The sequence below is a fragment of the Rummeliibacillus sp. BSL5 genome (assembly GCF_052928305.1).
Genome location: NZ_JAVGCV010000001.1, coordinates 180,059 through 194,595 on the forward strand (window position 1 = coordinate 180,059; position 14,537 = coordinate 194,595).

Here is a 14,537-nt window from a genome sequence, read left to right on the forward strand (position 1 = left end):
TAAAAGAAGGCTATCTTTTTTATGAATTGTTTTATGTATTGTTTACTTTTTAGAAACTCATTCGTTAATTATTTAGGAGGGTGGTTATGGATGAACAATTAGGAATGTACATAAATAAAAAATTGAAAGCTGTATATTTTCTTTTAATTAAAATGGGGGCTATCAAAGAGGATGCGGAAGATATTATTCAGGAAACTGCTATTCAGTTTGTCCAATATTTGGATACAATCCAGGGAGATTATATTGATGCGTGGCTTTTCAGAGTTGCAATCAATAAATATTACGATAGCTTAAGGAAGCGTAAGTATAAAGATAAATATGTGAATTCCGTTAAGATAGAAGATTTATTAGATTGGACAACACCAGAGGATATAATGATAAAAAATGAATTACATACAATGCTGTCAGAGTGTCTAGGTAAAATACCACAAAAAGATGCGGAACTTTTGCTCCTCAAATATTGTGGAGAATTGACCTTAAAGGATATAGCTATTATTTATGGTACTACAGATAAATCAATTAAAACAATGTTAGTCAGAGCAAAAAAGAAAGTTAGAAAAGTGATGGAGGAGGTTCAACGTTTTGGATAAAGATTCTATTTTTAATAAGAATGATGGGTTCCAACCACTTATAAAAAAAGCTAAAAGGAAATCATTAAAGAAGACAATTATTATATCCACAATAGTTACGATAGGTGTCTTATTAGTTATAGGGTTTATTTTTATTATTGCGCATTATCAAATGCAGCGTTCAATGTCGGAATATCTTTCAGTGAAAAGGGACCAAAGCGAAGTTTATGGTGCGAATATAGGTTATGATAAATCTACAACTAGTTATAATTTAGATTCTTCTATTAATCAAGACCAATATGTAAAAGATGTTGCTGGAATTCCGTACACATGGTATAACGAACAAACTTGGTTTAAAATCTACGATTCTCCAACAACTATTTATAATAATGAAATAACAGCATCTTCAAATAATGAGCAACAATATTATCGAAATGGACAAAGAGTGGTTAATTTTTATCTACCCGGCGGGAAAAAGACAGAGGATGACAGGGGATTTCTAAAGTCTTTACCATTATCAAACATTGTGGAATTAGCTATTTCATTTAAGGAAGAAATGAGTACCCATCAAATGATAAATCAATTTCCAACTGCACAATGGGCGTGGGTTCAAAACCCGGATGCAGATATATCAATAATGCCTAGGTATGTAATAGGTGACTACGCATATGGTTTTACAATTACAGCTCCTAAAAAAGGGATCGAAGGGTTAGAAAAAGACGTAGAAAACTTCAGGGTGAGATTATCAAATTTGTCTAAAGAAGATGAAAAAGATACTCATGTAAAACCAGTTTTAAAATCAATCCGACAAAAAGGCGCTGTTTTGGTTAGTGGTGTCATTGTAACAGGAAAGGTCCAAGATTTGTTGCCGTTAATTAAAAAAGATTCGGTAAATCATGTGAGTGTAGGTGTCATCATACCTTATTAATAGTAAGTGCTAGATTAAAAGTCAATATAACTTAAGTTCAATTCTTTTTTTCTCTAACGAAATAGTTAGAGGAAGAAGTAAAGAAAATCAAATGTGACGAAAACTATATAAAAAGGATATTGAAGGGTGATTTTATTTGCTAAGATTTTTCATTCAGTTTGGTATGACCATTATCTTATTATTTTTGTCTACTATTGTTGCATGGTATGAGGGTAGCGCAATTATTGAAAATCCCTGGGAATGGAAGTATTCAACCCCATTCTCTCAATTATTAAATGGAGAAGTACATAGAGGTAGCGATATATCACAATTAGACTATTTTATTTATGCTATAAAATACCAACCCACTTATCCAGTTATTATGACAATAAGCAGTTTATATTTGCTTATTCTAATTGGATATTATTTCTTAAGAGAAAGGCATAAATGGTTTTCATCTTATTTATTCATTTTAAGTGGAGGATTATTTTTCCTTAGTTATTTAATTTATAATTCTCCAACCATAGGTGGAAAAATTCATTTGTTTGTTTTATTAGTGAGTGGTTTTTTGTGTATAGGATGTGCAGCAATAATTTACTTCCTCCTAATTCGAAAGATATTACAAACTAAACACGATTAGATAGTAAGGTAACCCATATGAATTTTACAAATGTCAGAGAAAAGCCCGAAATAATAAAAAGAATACTAAGAAATTGTGAAGAAGTAAGTAGAATGCTAAGGAAGAATAGCAATAAAATGAAAAAGATTTCCCAACTTTTAAGTACGGTAGAGAGTTTTCTGAATGGAAAACTAACTGATTTACGTTTTGGATGTTTTTTCACTTTCAGAATTTGCTGCTTTAATATTTTTATTGCTGGTTTAACTTTTGTTTAACAATCGGGCCATTTAATTGAATAACGCCTTAGAATAAATTAATGAATTTGTGTTAAAATTTAGGTAAAATTTTAAATTGAAGTACATACTAAAAGATGCAATCATGTCTGGGATTTTAAAGAAAAGCTATACAGGCTTCTCTCTTGGAGGTAACATAACATACAAATATATGAATGAGAATGGCAAGGGATTTTAGGAATAATGGTATAGACGCAGAGGTTGGGGGATATAAAAGTATGAATGCAATTAAGGAGCAGAGAAAATGGTGTTGGTTGGACTATGTTCTATTTCTTATACGTACCATATGGATAACGAATATTGGCTACTTGATAGTCATAGGTACGACAGGCTTGAACAAGTGGATTTTACTTTTTTGGGCTATTAGTTTATACATAATACCCCACCTCTTTTATAGGCCTGGGTTTATAAAATTTCCTAAGTATGTATTTGCTGAGGTATTGCTAACAGGTTCAGCTTTTATTTACCTATCGATCCAATATGAAATATCAGAGACTTACAGTTTTCTATTCTGGCCTATGCTTACTGTAGCTTATGCTTGTCAAGTGAAGCCGTTAATTTGGTTAGGACCTTTCTTATATACTTCTATTTTTTTTGCTGGTACATTGGCTGGTGATCTCTTCGCTGATGAGGGTTTCTTTGCTCGCGTCATTGATACAACTATTTTTTATGGTATCGGGTTATGTTTAGGAAGGATGACACTTGTCAATAACGCAAATAAAACGTTAATTGCTTCCATTGAGGAAAAAAACGAGGAGTTGGAATATTACTCAAAAAAGATTGAGGAACTGACGATTAAGGAAGAACGAAATCGAGTTTCACAAGATTTGCATGATACAGTAGGCCATATTTTCACCTCAGTCATAACGAGTTTAGATGCTCTTCCTTTTCTATATCGGGCAGATAAATTAGAAGCAGAAAAAAGTATAAAAGAGATTTCGGATTTAGCACGAGAAGGATTGCAAGATGTGAGAAAGACAATTCACCAGATGTCCCCCGTGTCTCATCAAACACTTATTGAATCTGTGCAAGAATTGATTGTTGATTTTATGAAACATACATCAACGGATATAAAACTGATAGTAGAAGGAGAAGAGACCAAAGTCGGCGAAAGGGTAAAGTTTGCCATTATTCGTTGTATACAAGAAGGTCTTACAAATGCAAAAAAACATGGGCAGGCTACCATTATTAATGTAACTATTTCTTTTAATCAAGATGAATTGATTGTTCTCATTGAAGATAATGGAATAGGTTTTAGTGAATTACATTTAGGGTTTGGCTTACGTTCAATGAAAGATCGAATATCGGCATTGGCAGGTACAGTGGAATTTTATTCGAAATTGAATGCTGGTATGAGGATAACGTGTCATATACCTACGGCAAAGGAAGTGGCATTATCATGATAAAAGCGGCAATCGTCGAAGATCAAGAGATTTTAAGAAAGAGCTTAAAAATTGTGATAGAAAGCATTTCTGACATTAAGATTATTGGAACTGCGGAAAATGGAGAGAAGGCCATTGCTTTATGTGAAATGGAGAATATTGATATTCTTCTAATGGATATACAAATGCCGGTGATGGATGGTGTAAAAGCGACAGAAGAAATTAAAAAACGATGGCCCAATATAAAAATTATTATACTTACTACTTTTCAAGATGTTACACACGTTTTAAATGCCTTAAATGCTGGTGCAGAGGGTTACATATTAAAGGCTGTTGATCCTGAATTTTTGGTTCAGGGAATTAAGATGGTGTATCACGGAGGTTCTCTCATTCCTCAACAATTAGCAAAAGAAGTGTTTAGTCAGATCCAATTAACTAAAAACGAACAATCGAAACAACTTGACCATAATTCTATGAAAAACCCATATGAATTAAATAATCAAGAATTAAAAGTATTAAAATGTTTAACTCAGAGATTATCCAATAAAGACATTTCAGAAAAGATGTTTCTTTCAGTAGGAACTGTGAAAAATTATGTCTCTAACATTTATTCGAAATTAAATGTTAAAAACAGATCTTCAGCTATTATGAAAGCAATGGAAGAGAGTCTTATAGAAGATTATAAACATTGAAGTAAGAGAGTGTGGACAAAGTGAAATTAACTTTGTCTTCACTCTTTTTTTATTGCAACTAACTGTAATTTCATTGGCAATTCATAAGGAAGTCGACCATTCAAAAAATCTTAAGTCATAATTAGTCATTTTCTCAAAGTAGTTATGACTTATTAATGACTTATTGACACTACAGTATATGACCTTTTATCTGTTAGAGTAGAAATATGAAATGAAACAAGCATGTCTATTAGGGAAATCATATTCCTACTTTTATATTAATGGTAAAAATAAGTTAATCAACACGTCTGGAAATGAAATTAATAATAGAGATCAAAGGTATGCTCATATCAATACGGTATGCATTCTGGATGAAGTTAGAGAAGACGTAAATAAAGAAAATAAAGATTCGACAATTCAACTTACAAAAAAATGTGAAGAAAGGGTATAACAGATGAAAATCGTGAAGAAACTAATAAAATATATTGGAGCCTTAATTTTAATGGGGCTAATTATAGCACTTTTTTTCCCTACTTGGACTTCGCATATAAAAGGTGATAAGAGTATAAGTGTATTAGAACAAGTAGAGATAAACGGAAGTAATCATGAAATAATGATTCGAGGCACTGATAAGGATAATCCTGTTATTGTTCTTGTACATGGAGGACCTGGATGCCCGGAAATACCATATGCAAAAAAATACCAAGACTTACTGGAAACTAAATTTACGGTTGTTAATTATGATCAGCGAGCAAGCGGGAAATCTTATCATTTTTTTGAGGACTATTCTAATCTTTCGTCAGACTTACTGGTGGAGGACTTAATGGCTTTGACGGATTATATATCAGAACGGTTAGGCAAAGAAAAAGTAATACTAATTGGTCATTCTTATGGTACATATATTGGCATGCAGGCTGCTCATAAGTCTCCTGAGAAGTATGAAGCATATATTGGAGTTGGACAAATGAGTAATCAAGCAGAAAGCGAGATTGAAAGTTTAAACTACATTATTAAGCAGGCTCAAAAAGCTGGTAATAAGGATGATGTTTTATATTTACGAGGGTTAACTGAAAAAATTAAAAATGGCGAGATGTTTACCCCACGGAATTATGTTATTAAATATGGCGGGAGTGTAAGAGTCATTGATAACCCCGATGGAGATAACTTAGGTATATTACTCAGTAGTGAGTATAACTTATTAGACCTAATCCGTTATAATCGGGGGTTGGCCTATTCTCAGAAGTCTTTGTTAGAGGACATATTAAAAAATTCATTACCTACTAACGTAACGAAACTTGAAATACCGGTTTATTTTATTATGGGCAAATATGATTATATGACTACAACAAATGAGGCGAAAAAATATTTTAATATGATTGAAGCCAACAAGAAAGAATTTATTACTTTTGAGCAATCAGCGCATTATCCACAGTATGAAGAGAAGGAAAAATTTTATAAATGGATGTGTGATACATTTTTAAAATAATTAGGGTAGTTTTTATTACCTTGAAAGAAAGTTTGAAGAACTGCAGCTTTAATGTAATATAGAGGGACGTCGAAGGGTTAGATAGCAAAAGTTTGAACCAATAAGAAGATGCTTCAAACCTTGATATAAATCGGTTTGAAGTATTTTTGTTTTTAAAAAATAAGACAGAATTCGAAAGGGAAAGGAGCTTTTATAAATACTTTTACACTGATTCATTCATCGAGAAGTTCCTCAAAGATTGAGATAAATTTTGAAGAATCACGCTTATGAAGTTCTTTCAAGTCGAAGTGATGATATTGAATTGAACCCCAAGCAGAGGAATGGAAATGTACGCCTATAGATACTTATGAAAATTAAATTAGAAAACTCAAGGGGAAATTAGATTGGAAAAGACACATGATTCGGTAGAGTTTGCTATATTCAAAATCAATTAATATAGAAAAAATCTAAGGATTTAAATACAACTCCAACACTTTGTTATCATAAAGGAGAGCCTACAAGTAATCCAAAAGTATTTTACAAAGAGGATTATTGGGAAATAGATACTGGATACAAGGAAACTTTTTATGTTGTGGAAGAAATAGAGAAAGTCATGGCTATTTTTAGAGGGAAAGAAAATGAATAATTAAAATTAAAGAAGAAAATAATGCGGATATTAAAATTTCAGTAGTTATCAATATTACAAATGAAGAAGCACCAGGAATTTGTTTAAATAAAAAGATTCTAAAATTTTTATCCGATGTTGACTGTGAAATTGAATTTGATATGTACGTTTTTTAGAAGTATATTGTTAAGTTAAAAGGAGATAAGAGGGAGGAATATTACTTATTTAATAAAATAGAATCATCCTGCTTCTGAAAGTACATATTTTTTCATGGATAGCTAGTAAGGTATGATAGTGCGAGCCACCCAACACTGATTAAATATCTTCAGCATATGAGGGAAATTACCACTTCCCTAAAAACTGTATGTAAATAGATTATTTAGGTCTTGCTTTCCATCCAACTTCTAAGGTAGTTTGTTTATGAGAATAGTTTTTCGATGGGTCAGTGCAAGAGAGATATTCAGCTTACGCTAATTTGGTGAGATGAAATTTGGATTGAAAGAGGTTATGTTCATCATGAAACAAGGAGTTACTGCCAAGGATGTAGCAAAATTGGCTGGTGTTTCACAATCTTCAGTATCAAGAGTTTATTTTGAAGGTGCGTCAGTATCTGCAAAAACTAAAGAAAAGGTTTTAGCAGCAGCAGAAGAGCTTGGCTATAGACCAAATGAATTTGCACGAAGTTTGATTACAAACCAATCCAAAATAATTGGATTAGTGATGAAAGGCGTTCAAAATCCTTTCTACCCGCAAGTGTTGAAATTATTTACAACTTCCCTAAAAAAACATGGCTACAGTGTACTATTTGTTTATACCAATAATGATGAAATTCAAAAAGAAGATATTGAAATATTATTTAATTATAACGTGGCGGGTGTAGTTATTACCGATGCCTCTCTTTCTTTGTCGGTTACAGAAGATTTCATCAAGTATCAAATACCTTTAGTACTATTTAATCGAAAAATAGATAATAATAAATTTTATTCAGTATGCTGCAACAACTATGAGGCAAGTAAAAGGATTGCTGAATATCTTTTAAGTATAGGTTGTACAAAAATGATTTATATTTCAGGGAATGAAAATACATCTACAAGTAGAGAACGTGAAAAAGGATTTAGTGCTATGTTACAGGGAAGTAAAGTACACTATCAGAAGTACAGTTCTGATTATACGTATGAAGGCGGGTATAACATAGCCTGTGAAATTATTGAAGAAAAGCAATTGCCAGATGCGTTTTTTGTAGCCAATGACATTATGGCATTAGGGGTAGTAGATGCATTAAAGGATCATCAAATTGCTATTCCAAATGAAACGAAAGTGATCGGTTTTGATAATATTGAGATGGCAGCTTGGCCTACATACAATCTAACGACATGGGAGCAACCAATTACAGAAATGGTAGAAGAGACTGTAAAATACTTGCTTAATGAACTAGAAGAATATTCAGGTGAAGCTAAAAATCTCGAAATTGATGGATCTCTTATTTTACGAAAAACAACTTAATACTAGAAGATTGTAAAAAGTATTTTTTACTTAAGCATCTTGCTATTTGAAAGGCTTCATACAACGTTTTGTGTGAGGGTCTTATGAGAATAGAAGGATGCTTTTATTATGGCTTAAAGCGTGAAGGTAAACTAGTAAAAATAAATACTTGTTGACAACCATTTGTTTTTAGAATAATCTTACTTATATATTTTCTGCATACGTATGCAAAAATGAATTTTAAACAAAAGGGGATATAAAAATGGTTAAAGTACTGAAAGAAGGAAAATCAAAAGAAGAAGTAATCATAAATGACTCAAAGGTATCTCAAATTGTATCGGAAGCCATTCAAGATATAGAAAATCGAGGAGATCAAGCAGTTTTTGAACTATCGGAAAAATTCGATAAGTGGACTCCTGAATCGTTTCGTTTAACTGATGAACAAATAAATGAAATCGTTTCCAAAGTTCCTAGTGATGTAATTGAGGATATTAAATTTGCTCAAAAAAATATCCGTGAATTTGCAGAAGCACAATTAGCTTCTTTACATGATGTGGAAGTAGAAAATATCCCGGGTGTAATTTTGGGTCACAAAAATATTCCAGTTAACAGCGTTGGATGTTACATACCTGGTGGTCGCTACCCAATGGTTGCATCAGCACATATGAGTGTTTTAACAGCTAAAGTAGCAGGTGTAAAACGTGTAATTGCATGTACGCCACCTATTAACGGGGAAATCCCGCATGCTACCATTGCAGCGATGTCTTTAGCAGGTGCTGATGAGATCTACCTTCTAGGAGGTATTCAAGCAATGGCAGCAATGGCAATTGGTACAGAAACGATCCAATCGGTAGACATGATTGTTGGACCTGGGAATGCTTTCGTTGCTGAAGCAAAAAGACAGTTGTATGGTCGTGTAGGGATTGACTTATTTGCAGGTCCAACAGAAACATTAGTGGTTGCTGACCATACTGCTGATGCGGAGATGATTGCAACGGACCTTCTAGGACAAGGTGAGCATGGGCCTACTTCACCTGGAGCACTTATTACAACTTCTGAAGTATTAGCTAAAGAAACTGTTAAAGAAATTGAACGTCAATTGAAAACATTGCCTACTGCTGATGTTGCGCGTGTATCTTGGGAAGATTATGGTCAAATTCTTTTAGTAGATTCTATTGAGGAAGCTAGAATTGAAGCAGATCGTCTTGCTTTTGAGCATGTAGAAATATTAACAGAAGATCCAAATTACTTCCTTGAAAATATGACGAACTATGGTTGCTTGTTCTTAGGGCCAGAGACGAACGTTGCTTATGGTGACAAAGTAATCGGAACAAATCATACTTTACCGACTAAGGGTGCTGCTCGTTATACAGGTGGTTTATGGGTAGGGAAATTCATTAAGACTGTTACGTATCAAAAAGTAACACAAGAGGCAAGTGCTTATATTGGAGAATATGCAGCGCGTCTTTGTCAGTTAGAGAACTTTGCAGGACATGCAGAGCAAGCTCTTCTACGTGTGAGAAGATACGGAAAAAAGAATGATTAACACTAAGCCTAACGGAAAGTGAGTGAAAACAAAAAAGCACAAAGGGGAATTGAGGGGAAAATATGTTAGGGATGATTGGATTATTTGGCGGATTGGCACTATTAATATTTTTAACAATGAAGGGTATGAATTTACTCATTGTTGCACCTATAACTGCATTGATTGTAGGACTATTAAATGGGCTTCCGCTATTCCCACAGCTTACAGAGAATGAGGGGGCGAACTTTTTAACAAATTATATGTCAGGTTTCACAGGCTTTATTGCATCATGGTATTTAATGTTCTTAACCGGTGCTATATTTGGTAAAGTCATGGAAGATAGTGGTGCAGCGGATAGTGTTTCGCAGTGGATTGTCAATAAAATAGGTATGAAACAAGCAGCATTGGCCATTGTCGTTGCCTGTGCGGTTTTAACCTACGGTGGCGTGAGCTTGTTTGTTGTAGCCTTTTCCGTTTACCCTATGGCACTTAGCCTATTTAAACAGGCAGATTTGCCAAGGCGTTTTATTCCAGCGGCTCTTGGTTTTGGTTCAACAACATTTACTATGACATCTGCAGGTTCACCTGAAATTCAAAACTGGATTCCAATTCAATTTTTAGGGACGACCCCATACGCAGGGTGGGAAGTCAGTTTTATCGTGGCTGTGTTTATGATGGTATTCGGTTATTGGTGGCTTAAAAAGATGATCAACAAGGCTTTGGCGAATGGAGAACGGTTCGTTAGTAGAGAGACAGATATACTTACAGAAACCCGGACAGATTTACCAAATCCTATTTTAAGTATTGTTCCACTACTTGTTGTATTGATTATTTCTTTTGCTTTCCATAAATCATTAGGAACGTCAGCTTTGATTATCGCATTAACTGGCGGTATATTAGCAAGTTATCTTATCAATAGAAAGTTTTTTCGGAATTTTGGTGGGGCAGTAGGAGAAGGGGCAATGGGAGCTATTATTGCTATTGCAAATACAGCTGCAGTTGTCGGTTTTGGTGGTGTCGTCAAAGCAACACCTGCTTTTGAATCAGCCGTGAAGATTATGACAGATATACCTGGAAGCCCACTAGTAGGTGGTGCTCTAGCAGTAGCTGTTATTGCAGGTTTAACGGGTTCTTCATCGGGTGGACAAGCTATTGCACTACCGTTATTAGCACCACATTATTTAGATTTAGGAGTCAATCCAGAGGCGTTACATCGAACAGTAGCTATTTCTTCAGGTTCACTTGATTCGCTTCCACAAGGTGGTTATGTTGTAACAACCATTCGTTCAATCTGTGGAGAAACTCATAAAGATGCTTATCCGGCATTTGGAGCATTAACTGTTATATTACCAATATTAGGGGTTATATTAGCCGTAATCTTATTCTCTTTCGGTATTGGCATTTAGAAATATATTAGAATAGATACCCAACAAATGATTGGAAAATTGTTTGTTGGGTATCTTTTTTTCTTGCCCCAAATAGAGGACTACTTTATATAAAACGAGAATTTATGTAATATAGGGAACTATTGTTTTGAGAGGAGAATGCATATTGTGAGAATGGAGAGAGCTTAATGAGGACTCAAAGACCATATGGGAACAGAACGCAAAAAACTGGGATGAGTACATGGGAAATGAAAGCAACAGATTTCACCAAGAACTTATTAGACCCTATACTGAAAAATTATTAAAAGTGAAAGATATAAATACAGGAAACATAAAATTTAATCCAATATTTTATACAGAGGTGAAGGAGTTACAACCCTTTATCGAAAATAATGAGACTACCAAAATAAAGCTGTGGGACTTAAAAGAAGAAATAGATTTTATAGACTTAGTAGATATAAACGTTTTTAAATATCTATAATTTAATGAGAAGCTAGTAAACAAAGAAACGTATTACTTTTTAAATAATACGTTTCTTTAATAATATCTAATTATTATTCTGTCTATTGCCAGCCTTGATTTTCACCTGATTATCATGCTGTTGAACCTTTAGTTGATGTTTTTTAGTTACCTGTGATTTGTTTATTGGAGTAATATTTCGTTTTCCGCCGCCACAGCCGCATCCCATAGTCATTTACCTCCTTGTTTAGAATTTCTCAAATGACTTTAGTGACATAAAACACTTGAAAACGCTACAGTGAAAGCAAAAGTCGGTACCGTAGCAAAACTAGGCATAGAATTTTTTGTTCATTTCAATATATACAAGAAGAAAAATTGTGCTTGGTCAAATGTACTAATTATTTTAGATTTTGGTTAAGGGGTAAACGAAAGAAATAGGTATAAACGACAATCATCATTCAGTCAAAAGAATGATAGTCAGTAGAAGTACTGAATCATACAATAAAATTAATAATTACCATTTTTATCTAAAAAAATGAAAGTGGAAGGTGAATTATGAGTTATTATATTTGTAATACATGTGGCGTTCAGTATGATCAATCAACACAGGAACCGAACGAATGCAAGATTTGTACTGAAGCTAGACAATATGTAAGTGTGAATGGACAATCTTGGACTACTTTAGAACAACTTGTCCAATCTAAGCGATATATAAATGAATTTACTCCTGAAGAAGAAAGATTACATAGCATTAAGACAACACCTTCTTTTGGAATTGGCCAAAATACATACCTGATTCAACATGGGAAATTTAATGTACTTTGGGATTGCATTACTTATATTGATAAGGAAACAATTACGAAAATTAATGAACTAGGTGGAATCCAAGCAATAGCCTTATCACATCCCCATTATTATTCTAGTCAAGCAGAATGGGCAGAAGCTTTTAATGCGCCCATTTATATTCATGAAGATGATAAAGAATGGGTAACGAGACCAAGTAAACAAATAGTCTATTGGACAGGTGATCAATTAAAACTGCATGAAGGCGTTGTGTTACATCGTTTAGGTGGACATTTTAAAGGAGCTACCATTCTTGAATGGCAAAATAAAAAAGAAGGCGTTTTATTTGTTGGAGATATTGTCCGTGTAGTGGCAGATCGTCAATGGGTTACTTTCATGTATAGCTATCCAAATTTTATTCCGTTACCAGCAAACACTGTAGCCCGTATGGCAAACCGTTTGAATTCTATTCAATTTAATAAGTTGTATGATGCATTCCATCGTGTTATTTCGGATGATGCACAAAATCGAGTTCAACTATCAGCAAATAGATATATTGCAGCACTGGAAGGAACTCTATTTACCACTTAATAATTAAAAAATTTTACAGTCAGGTGATAAGTAATGATATTAGAAGACGAAAAAGATATCGTTGAAGTTATTAAAAAGGATAGCTGGATGATGGATGTATTAAAGACTGCAAAAATATTAGATTTGCCTGATTGGTGGATATGTGCAGGTTTTGTGAGATCAAAAGTATGGGATGTCTTACATAATTTTAATGCAAGAACCCCTTTACCTGATATAGATGTTATTTACTTTGATTCATCAAATATAAAAGAATTAGAAGAAAAGAATCTGGAAAGAAAACTTAAATCCCTTATGCCCAAAATCCCTTGGTCAGTAAAAAATCAGGCACGAATGCATCTTTTAAATAATTTGGCTCCTTATACATCATCTATTGATGGTATATCCAAATTCCCTGAAACGGCAACTGCATTAGGGGTTAAATTAGATGAAAAAGATAATGTACTTTTAGCGGCTCCATGGGGAGTTAAGGATGTAATCAATTTGAAGGTAAAACCTACTCCTTATTATTTAGAGACAGATGCGAGAATTAGCATTTATGAAAACAGGGTTACCAAGAAAGACTGGAAATCCATCTGGGGAAAAATAGAGGTTTTTGAAATTGGGTATGATACTCCAAAATAAAGAGAATTCTCAGTAACACAAAACACACGCCTTCTTTAGAGAAGTTGGCGTGTGTTTTTTATTCCCACGTTAACGCGAGTGATTATTTAATTTCTTCAAGTAAACCTTTAATCAAGCCAACGAATTTTGTGTTGACTTGGCTAGCTACTTCAATTACTTCCTCGTGGTTTAATGGTTGGTCAAGAATGCCACATGCCATATTTGTTAGACAAGAGATCCCAAGTACTTTCATACCAGCATGTTTTGCAACAATCGCTTCTGGAACAGTAGACATGCCGACTGCATCAGCGCCAAGAGTTCGAATCATGCGGATTTCAGCAGGTGTTTCATAAGTTGGACCGCTCCACCAAGCATAGACACCTTGTTTAATTTTAACATCTTGTTTCTTAGACACGATGATTGCAAGTTTACGTAAATCTTTATCATACGCCTCGGATAGATCGGGGAAGCGCGTGCCTAGCGTATCATTGTTTGGACCGATTAACGGGTTAGTACCTGTCAAATTAATATGATCTGTTATTAGCATCAAATCACCAGGTGTGAAGCCCGTATTAACAGCGCCACAAGCATTTGTCACAATGATGCTTTCAATTCCAAGCGACTTCATTACGCGTACAGGGAAAGTGACTTCATCTAAGGTAAAACCTTCATAATAATGGAATCGCCCTTTCATAGCTGCTACTATTTTGCCGCTTAGCTCTCCGACAACTAGCTCATTAGCATGGCCAATGGCTTCTGACTTCGCAAAATGCGGAATTTCACTGTATGGGATATGAACTGGATTTTCTATTTCATCAGCAAGATTTCCTAAGCCTGAACCTAAAATCAAGCCGATTGTTGGTGTGCTGTTAATTTTATTTAAAATATAGTCTCTAGCTTCATTAATTGCGTCTAATTGATGCATTATATAGTCCTCCTTCAAATGAGCAACAGGGCTCATCTGCACGTTATACTTTTAGCTTAAAGCAATAAAGGCTCAATGTACACTGAATCATTTCGCAAATTATCTCTTGAAATTTAAACTCAAAAGAGATCATAACGGAAAAGATAAAAAACAAAAGAGTTTTACGGAAAAATTCTCTTTTCCGCAAAGTTACTTGATGACCGTCCTTGTTTTTTTGGGAAATACAATTGTATTTATAAGTGAAATTGAGTACACT

General features: G+C 34.0%; 15 protein-coding genes and 1 pseudogene. 14 read left to right on the forward strand and 2 right to left on the reverse strand.

Annotated features, from left to right (window positions below; genetic code table 11):
- Window positions 1–86: 86 nt before the first annotated feature.
- The 12 genes and pseudogenes from RCJ93_RS00930 (at window position 87) to RCJ93_RS00985 (ending at window position 11,404) form a co-directional block, all read left to right on the forward strand.
- Window positions 87–590 carry an RNA polymerase sigma factor gene (locus RCJ93_RS00930; RefSeq protein WP_446738147.1) on the forward strand — a complete coding sequence of 168 codons (504 nt, stop codon included), beginning with the start codon at window positions 87–89 and terminating at the stop codon, window positions 588–590.
- Window positions 583–1,497, forward strand: a complete 915-nt coding sequence (locus tag RCJ93_RS00935) for an anti sigma factor C-terminal domain-containing protein (RefSeq protein ID WP_446738148.1) — start codon at window positions 583–585, stop codon at window positions 1,495–1,497. The genes RCJ93_RS00930 and RCJ93_RS00935 overlap by 8 nt, the downstream gene beginning before the upstream one ends.
- Window positions 1,498–1,633: 136 nt before the next feature.
- On the forward strand, window positions 1,634–2,116 hold the full coding sequence (locus RCJ93_RS00940) for a YjdJ family protein (RefSeq protein ID WP_446738149.1): 483 nt from the start codon (window positions 1,634–1,636) through the stop codon (window positions 2,114–2,116).
- Between the two features lie 490 nt (window positions 2,117–2,606).
- A complete protein-coding gene (locus tag RCJ93_RS00945; RefSeq protein WP_446738150.1) occupies window positions 2,607–3,791 on the forward strand; it encodes a sensor histidine kinase in 1,185 nt (394 codons plus the stop codon).
- On the forward strand, window positions 3,788–4,462 hold the full coding sequence (locus RCJ93_RS00950) for a response regulator transcription factor (RefSeq protein ID WP_446738151.1): 675 nt from the start codon (window positions 3,788–3,790) through the stop codon (window positions 4,460–4,462). Before RCJ93_RS00945 ends, RCJ93_RS00950 begins: the two co-directional genes overlap by 4 nt.
- A 433-nt stretch (window positions 4,463–4,895) precedes the next feature.
- Window positions 4,896–5,927, forward strand: a complete 1,032-nt coding sequence (locus RCJ93_RS00955; protein ID WP_446738152.1) for an alpha/beta fold hydrolase — start codon at window positions 4,896–4,898, stop codon at window positions 5,925–5,927.
- 460 nt (window positions 5,928–6,387) lie between these two features.
- A pseudogene (locus tag RCJ93_RS00960) lies at window positions 6,388–6,552 on the forward strand (DUF4279 domain-containing protein); the annotation flags it as partial.
- A 5-nt stretch (window positions 6,553–6,557) separates the two neighbouring features.
- On the forward strand, window positions 6,558–6,707 hold the full coding sequence (locus RCJ93_RS00965; RefSeq protein ID WP_446738936.1) for a DUF4279 domain-containing protein: 150 nt from the start codon (window positions 6,558–6,560) through the stop codon (window positions 6,705–6,707).
- 340 nt (window positions 6,708–7,047) lie between these two features.
- The gene (locus RCJ93_RS00970) at window positions 7,048–8,034 is read left to right on the forward strand and encodes a LacI family DNA-binding transcriptional regulator (RefSeq protein WP_223823553.1); all 987 of its coding nucleotides are present in this window, start codon (window positions 7,048–7,050) and stop codon (window positions 8,032–8,034) included.
- Window positions 8,035–8,275: 241 nt separating this feature from the next.
- A complete protein-coding gene (hisD, locus tag RCJ93_RS00975) occupies window positions 8,276–9,559 on the forward strand; it encodes a histidinol dehydrogenase (protein ID WP_446738153.1) in 1,284 nt (427 codons plus the stop codon).
- Between the two features lie 62 nt (window positions 9,560–9,621).
- Entirely contained in the window at window positions 9,622–10,944 is a 1,323-nt protein-coding gene (locus RCJ93_RS00980; RefSeq protein WP_150284730.1) for a GntP family permease, read from the forward strand.
- Window positions 10,945–11,164: 220 nt separating this feature from the next.
- Window positions 11,165–11,404, forward strand: coding sequence for a hypothetical protein (locus RCJ93_RS00985; RefSeq protein WP_150284729.1), 240 nt, complete (start codon window positions 11,165–11,167; stop codon window positions 11,402–11,404).
- A 66-nt stretch (window positions 11,405–11,470) separates the two neighbouring features.
- On the opposite strand, the gene RCJ93_RS00990 is transcribed toward RCJ93_RS00985, so the two are convergent.
- Window positions 11,471–11,611, reverse strand: coding sequence for a hypothetical protein (locus tag RCJ93_RS00990; protein WP_190323435.1), 141 nt, complete (start codon window positions 11,609–11,611; stop codon window positions 11,471–11,473).
- Window positions 11,612–11,937: 326 nt separating this feature from the next.
- Here RCJ93_RS00990 and RCJ93_RS00995 point away from each other — a divergent pair, with 326 nt between their 5' ends.
- Together RCJ93_RS00995 and RCJ93_RS01000 are read left to right on the forward strand one after the other, a co-directional pair.
- Window positions 11,938–12,756, forward strand: a complete 819-nt coding sequence (locus tag RCJ93_RS00995; RefSeq protein WP_150284728.1) for an MBL fold metallo-hydrolase — start codon at window positions 11,938–11,940, stop codon at window positions 12,754–12,756.
- 33 nt (window positions 12,757–12,789) lie between these two features.
- A complete protein-coding gene (locus RCJ93_RS01000) occupies window positions 12,790–13,377 on the forward strand; it encodes a nucleotidyltransferase family protein (protein ID WP_446738154.1) in 588 nt (195 codons plus the stop codon).
- 82 nt (window positions 13,378–13,459) lie between these two features.
- Here the strand turns inward: RCJ93_RS01000 and RCJ93_RS01005 are convergent, their stop codons facing one another.
- The gene (locus RCJ93_RS01005; protein ID WP_446738155.1) at window positions 13,460–14,281 is read right to left on the reverse strand and encodes a purine-nucleoside phosphorylase; all 822 of its coding nucleotides are present in this window, start codon (window positions 14,279–14,281) and stop codon (window positions 13,460–13,462) included.
- Window positions 14,282–14,537: the final 256 nt, after the last annotated feature.

Excerpts from the sequence above, each read along its gene's own strand:
- RCJ93_RS00930 (WP_446738147.1), top strand. The coding sequence starts at position 87 with ATGGATGAACAATTAGGAATGTACATAAATAAAAAATTGAAAGCTGTA.
- RCJ93_RS00945 (WP_446738150.1), top strand. The coding sequence starts at position 2,607 with ATGAATGCAATTAAGGAGCAGAGAAAATGGTGTTGGTTGGACTATGTT.
- RCJ93_RS00950 (WP_446738151.1), top strand. The coding sequence starts at position 3,788 with ATGATAAAAGCGGCAATCGTCGAAGATCAAGAGATTTTAAGAAAGAGC.
- RCJ93_RS00955 (WP_446738152.1), top strand. The coding sequence starts at position 4,896 with ATGAAAATCGTGAAGAAACTAATAAAATATATTGGAGCCTTAATTTTA.
- RCJ93_RS00970 (WP_223823553.1), top strand. The coding sequence starts at position 7,048 with ATGAAACAAGGAGTTACTGCCAAGGATGTAGCAAAATTGGCTGGTGTT.
- hisD (WP_446738153.1), top strand. The coding sequence starts at position 8,276 with ATGGTTAAAGTACTGAAAGAAGGAAAATCAAAAGAAGAAGTAATCATA.
- RCJ93_RS00980 (WP_150284730.1), top strand. The coding sequence starts at position 9,622 with ATGTTAGGGATGATTGGATTATTTGGCGGATTGGCACTATTAATATTT.
- RCJ93_RS00985 (WP_150284729.1), top strand. The coding sequence starts at position 11,165 with ATGGGAAATGAAAGCAACAGATTTCACCAAGAACTTATTAGACCCTAT.
- RCJ93_RS00990 (WP_190323435.1), bottom strand. The coding sequence starts at position 11,611 with ATGGGATGCGGCTGTGGCGGCGGAAAACGAAATATTACTCCAATAAAC.
- RCJ93_RS00995 (WP_150284728.1), top strand. The coding sequence starts at position 11,938 with ATGAGTTATTATATTTGTAATACATGTGGCGTTCAGTATGATCAATCA.
- RCJ93_RS01000 (WP_446738154.1), top strand. The coding sequence starts at position 12,790 with ATGATATTAGAAGACGAAAAAGATATCGTTGAAGTTATTAAAAAGGAT.
- RCJ93_RS01005 (WP_446738155.1), bottom strand. The coding sequence starts at position 14,281 with ATGCATCAATTAGACGCAATTAATGAAGCTAGAGACTATATTTTAAAT.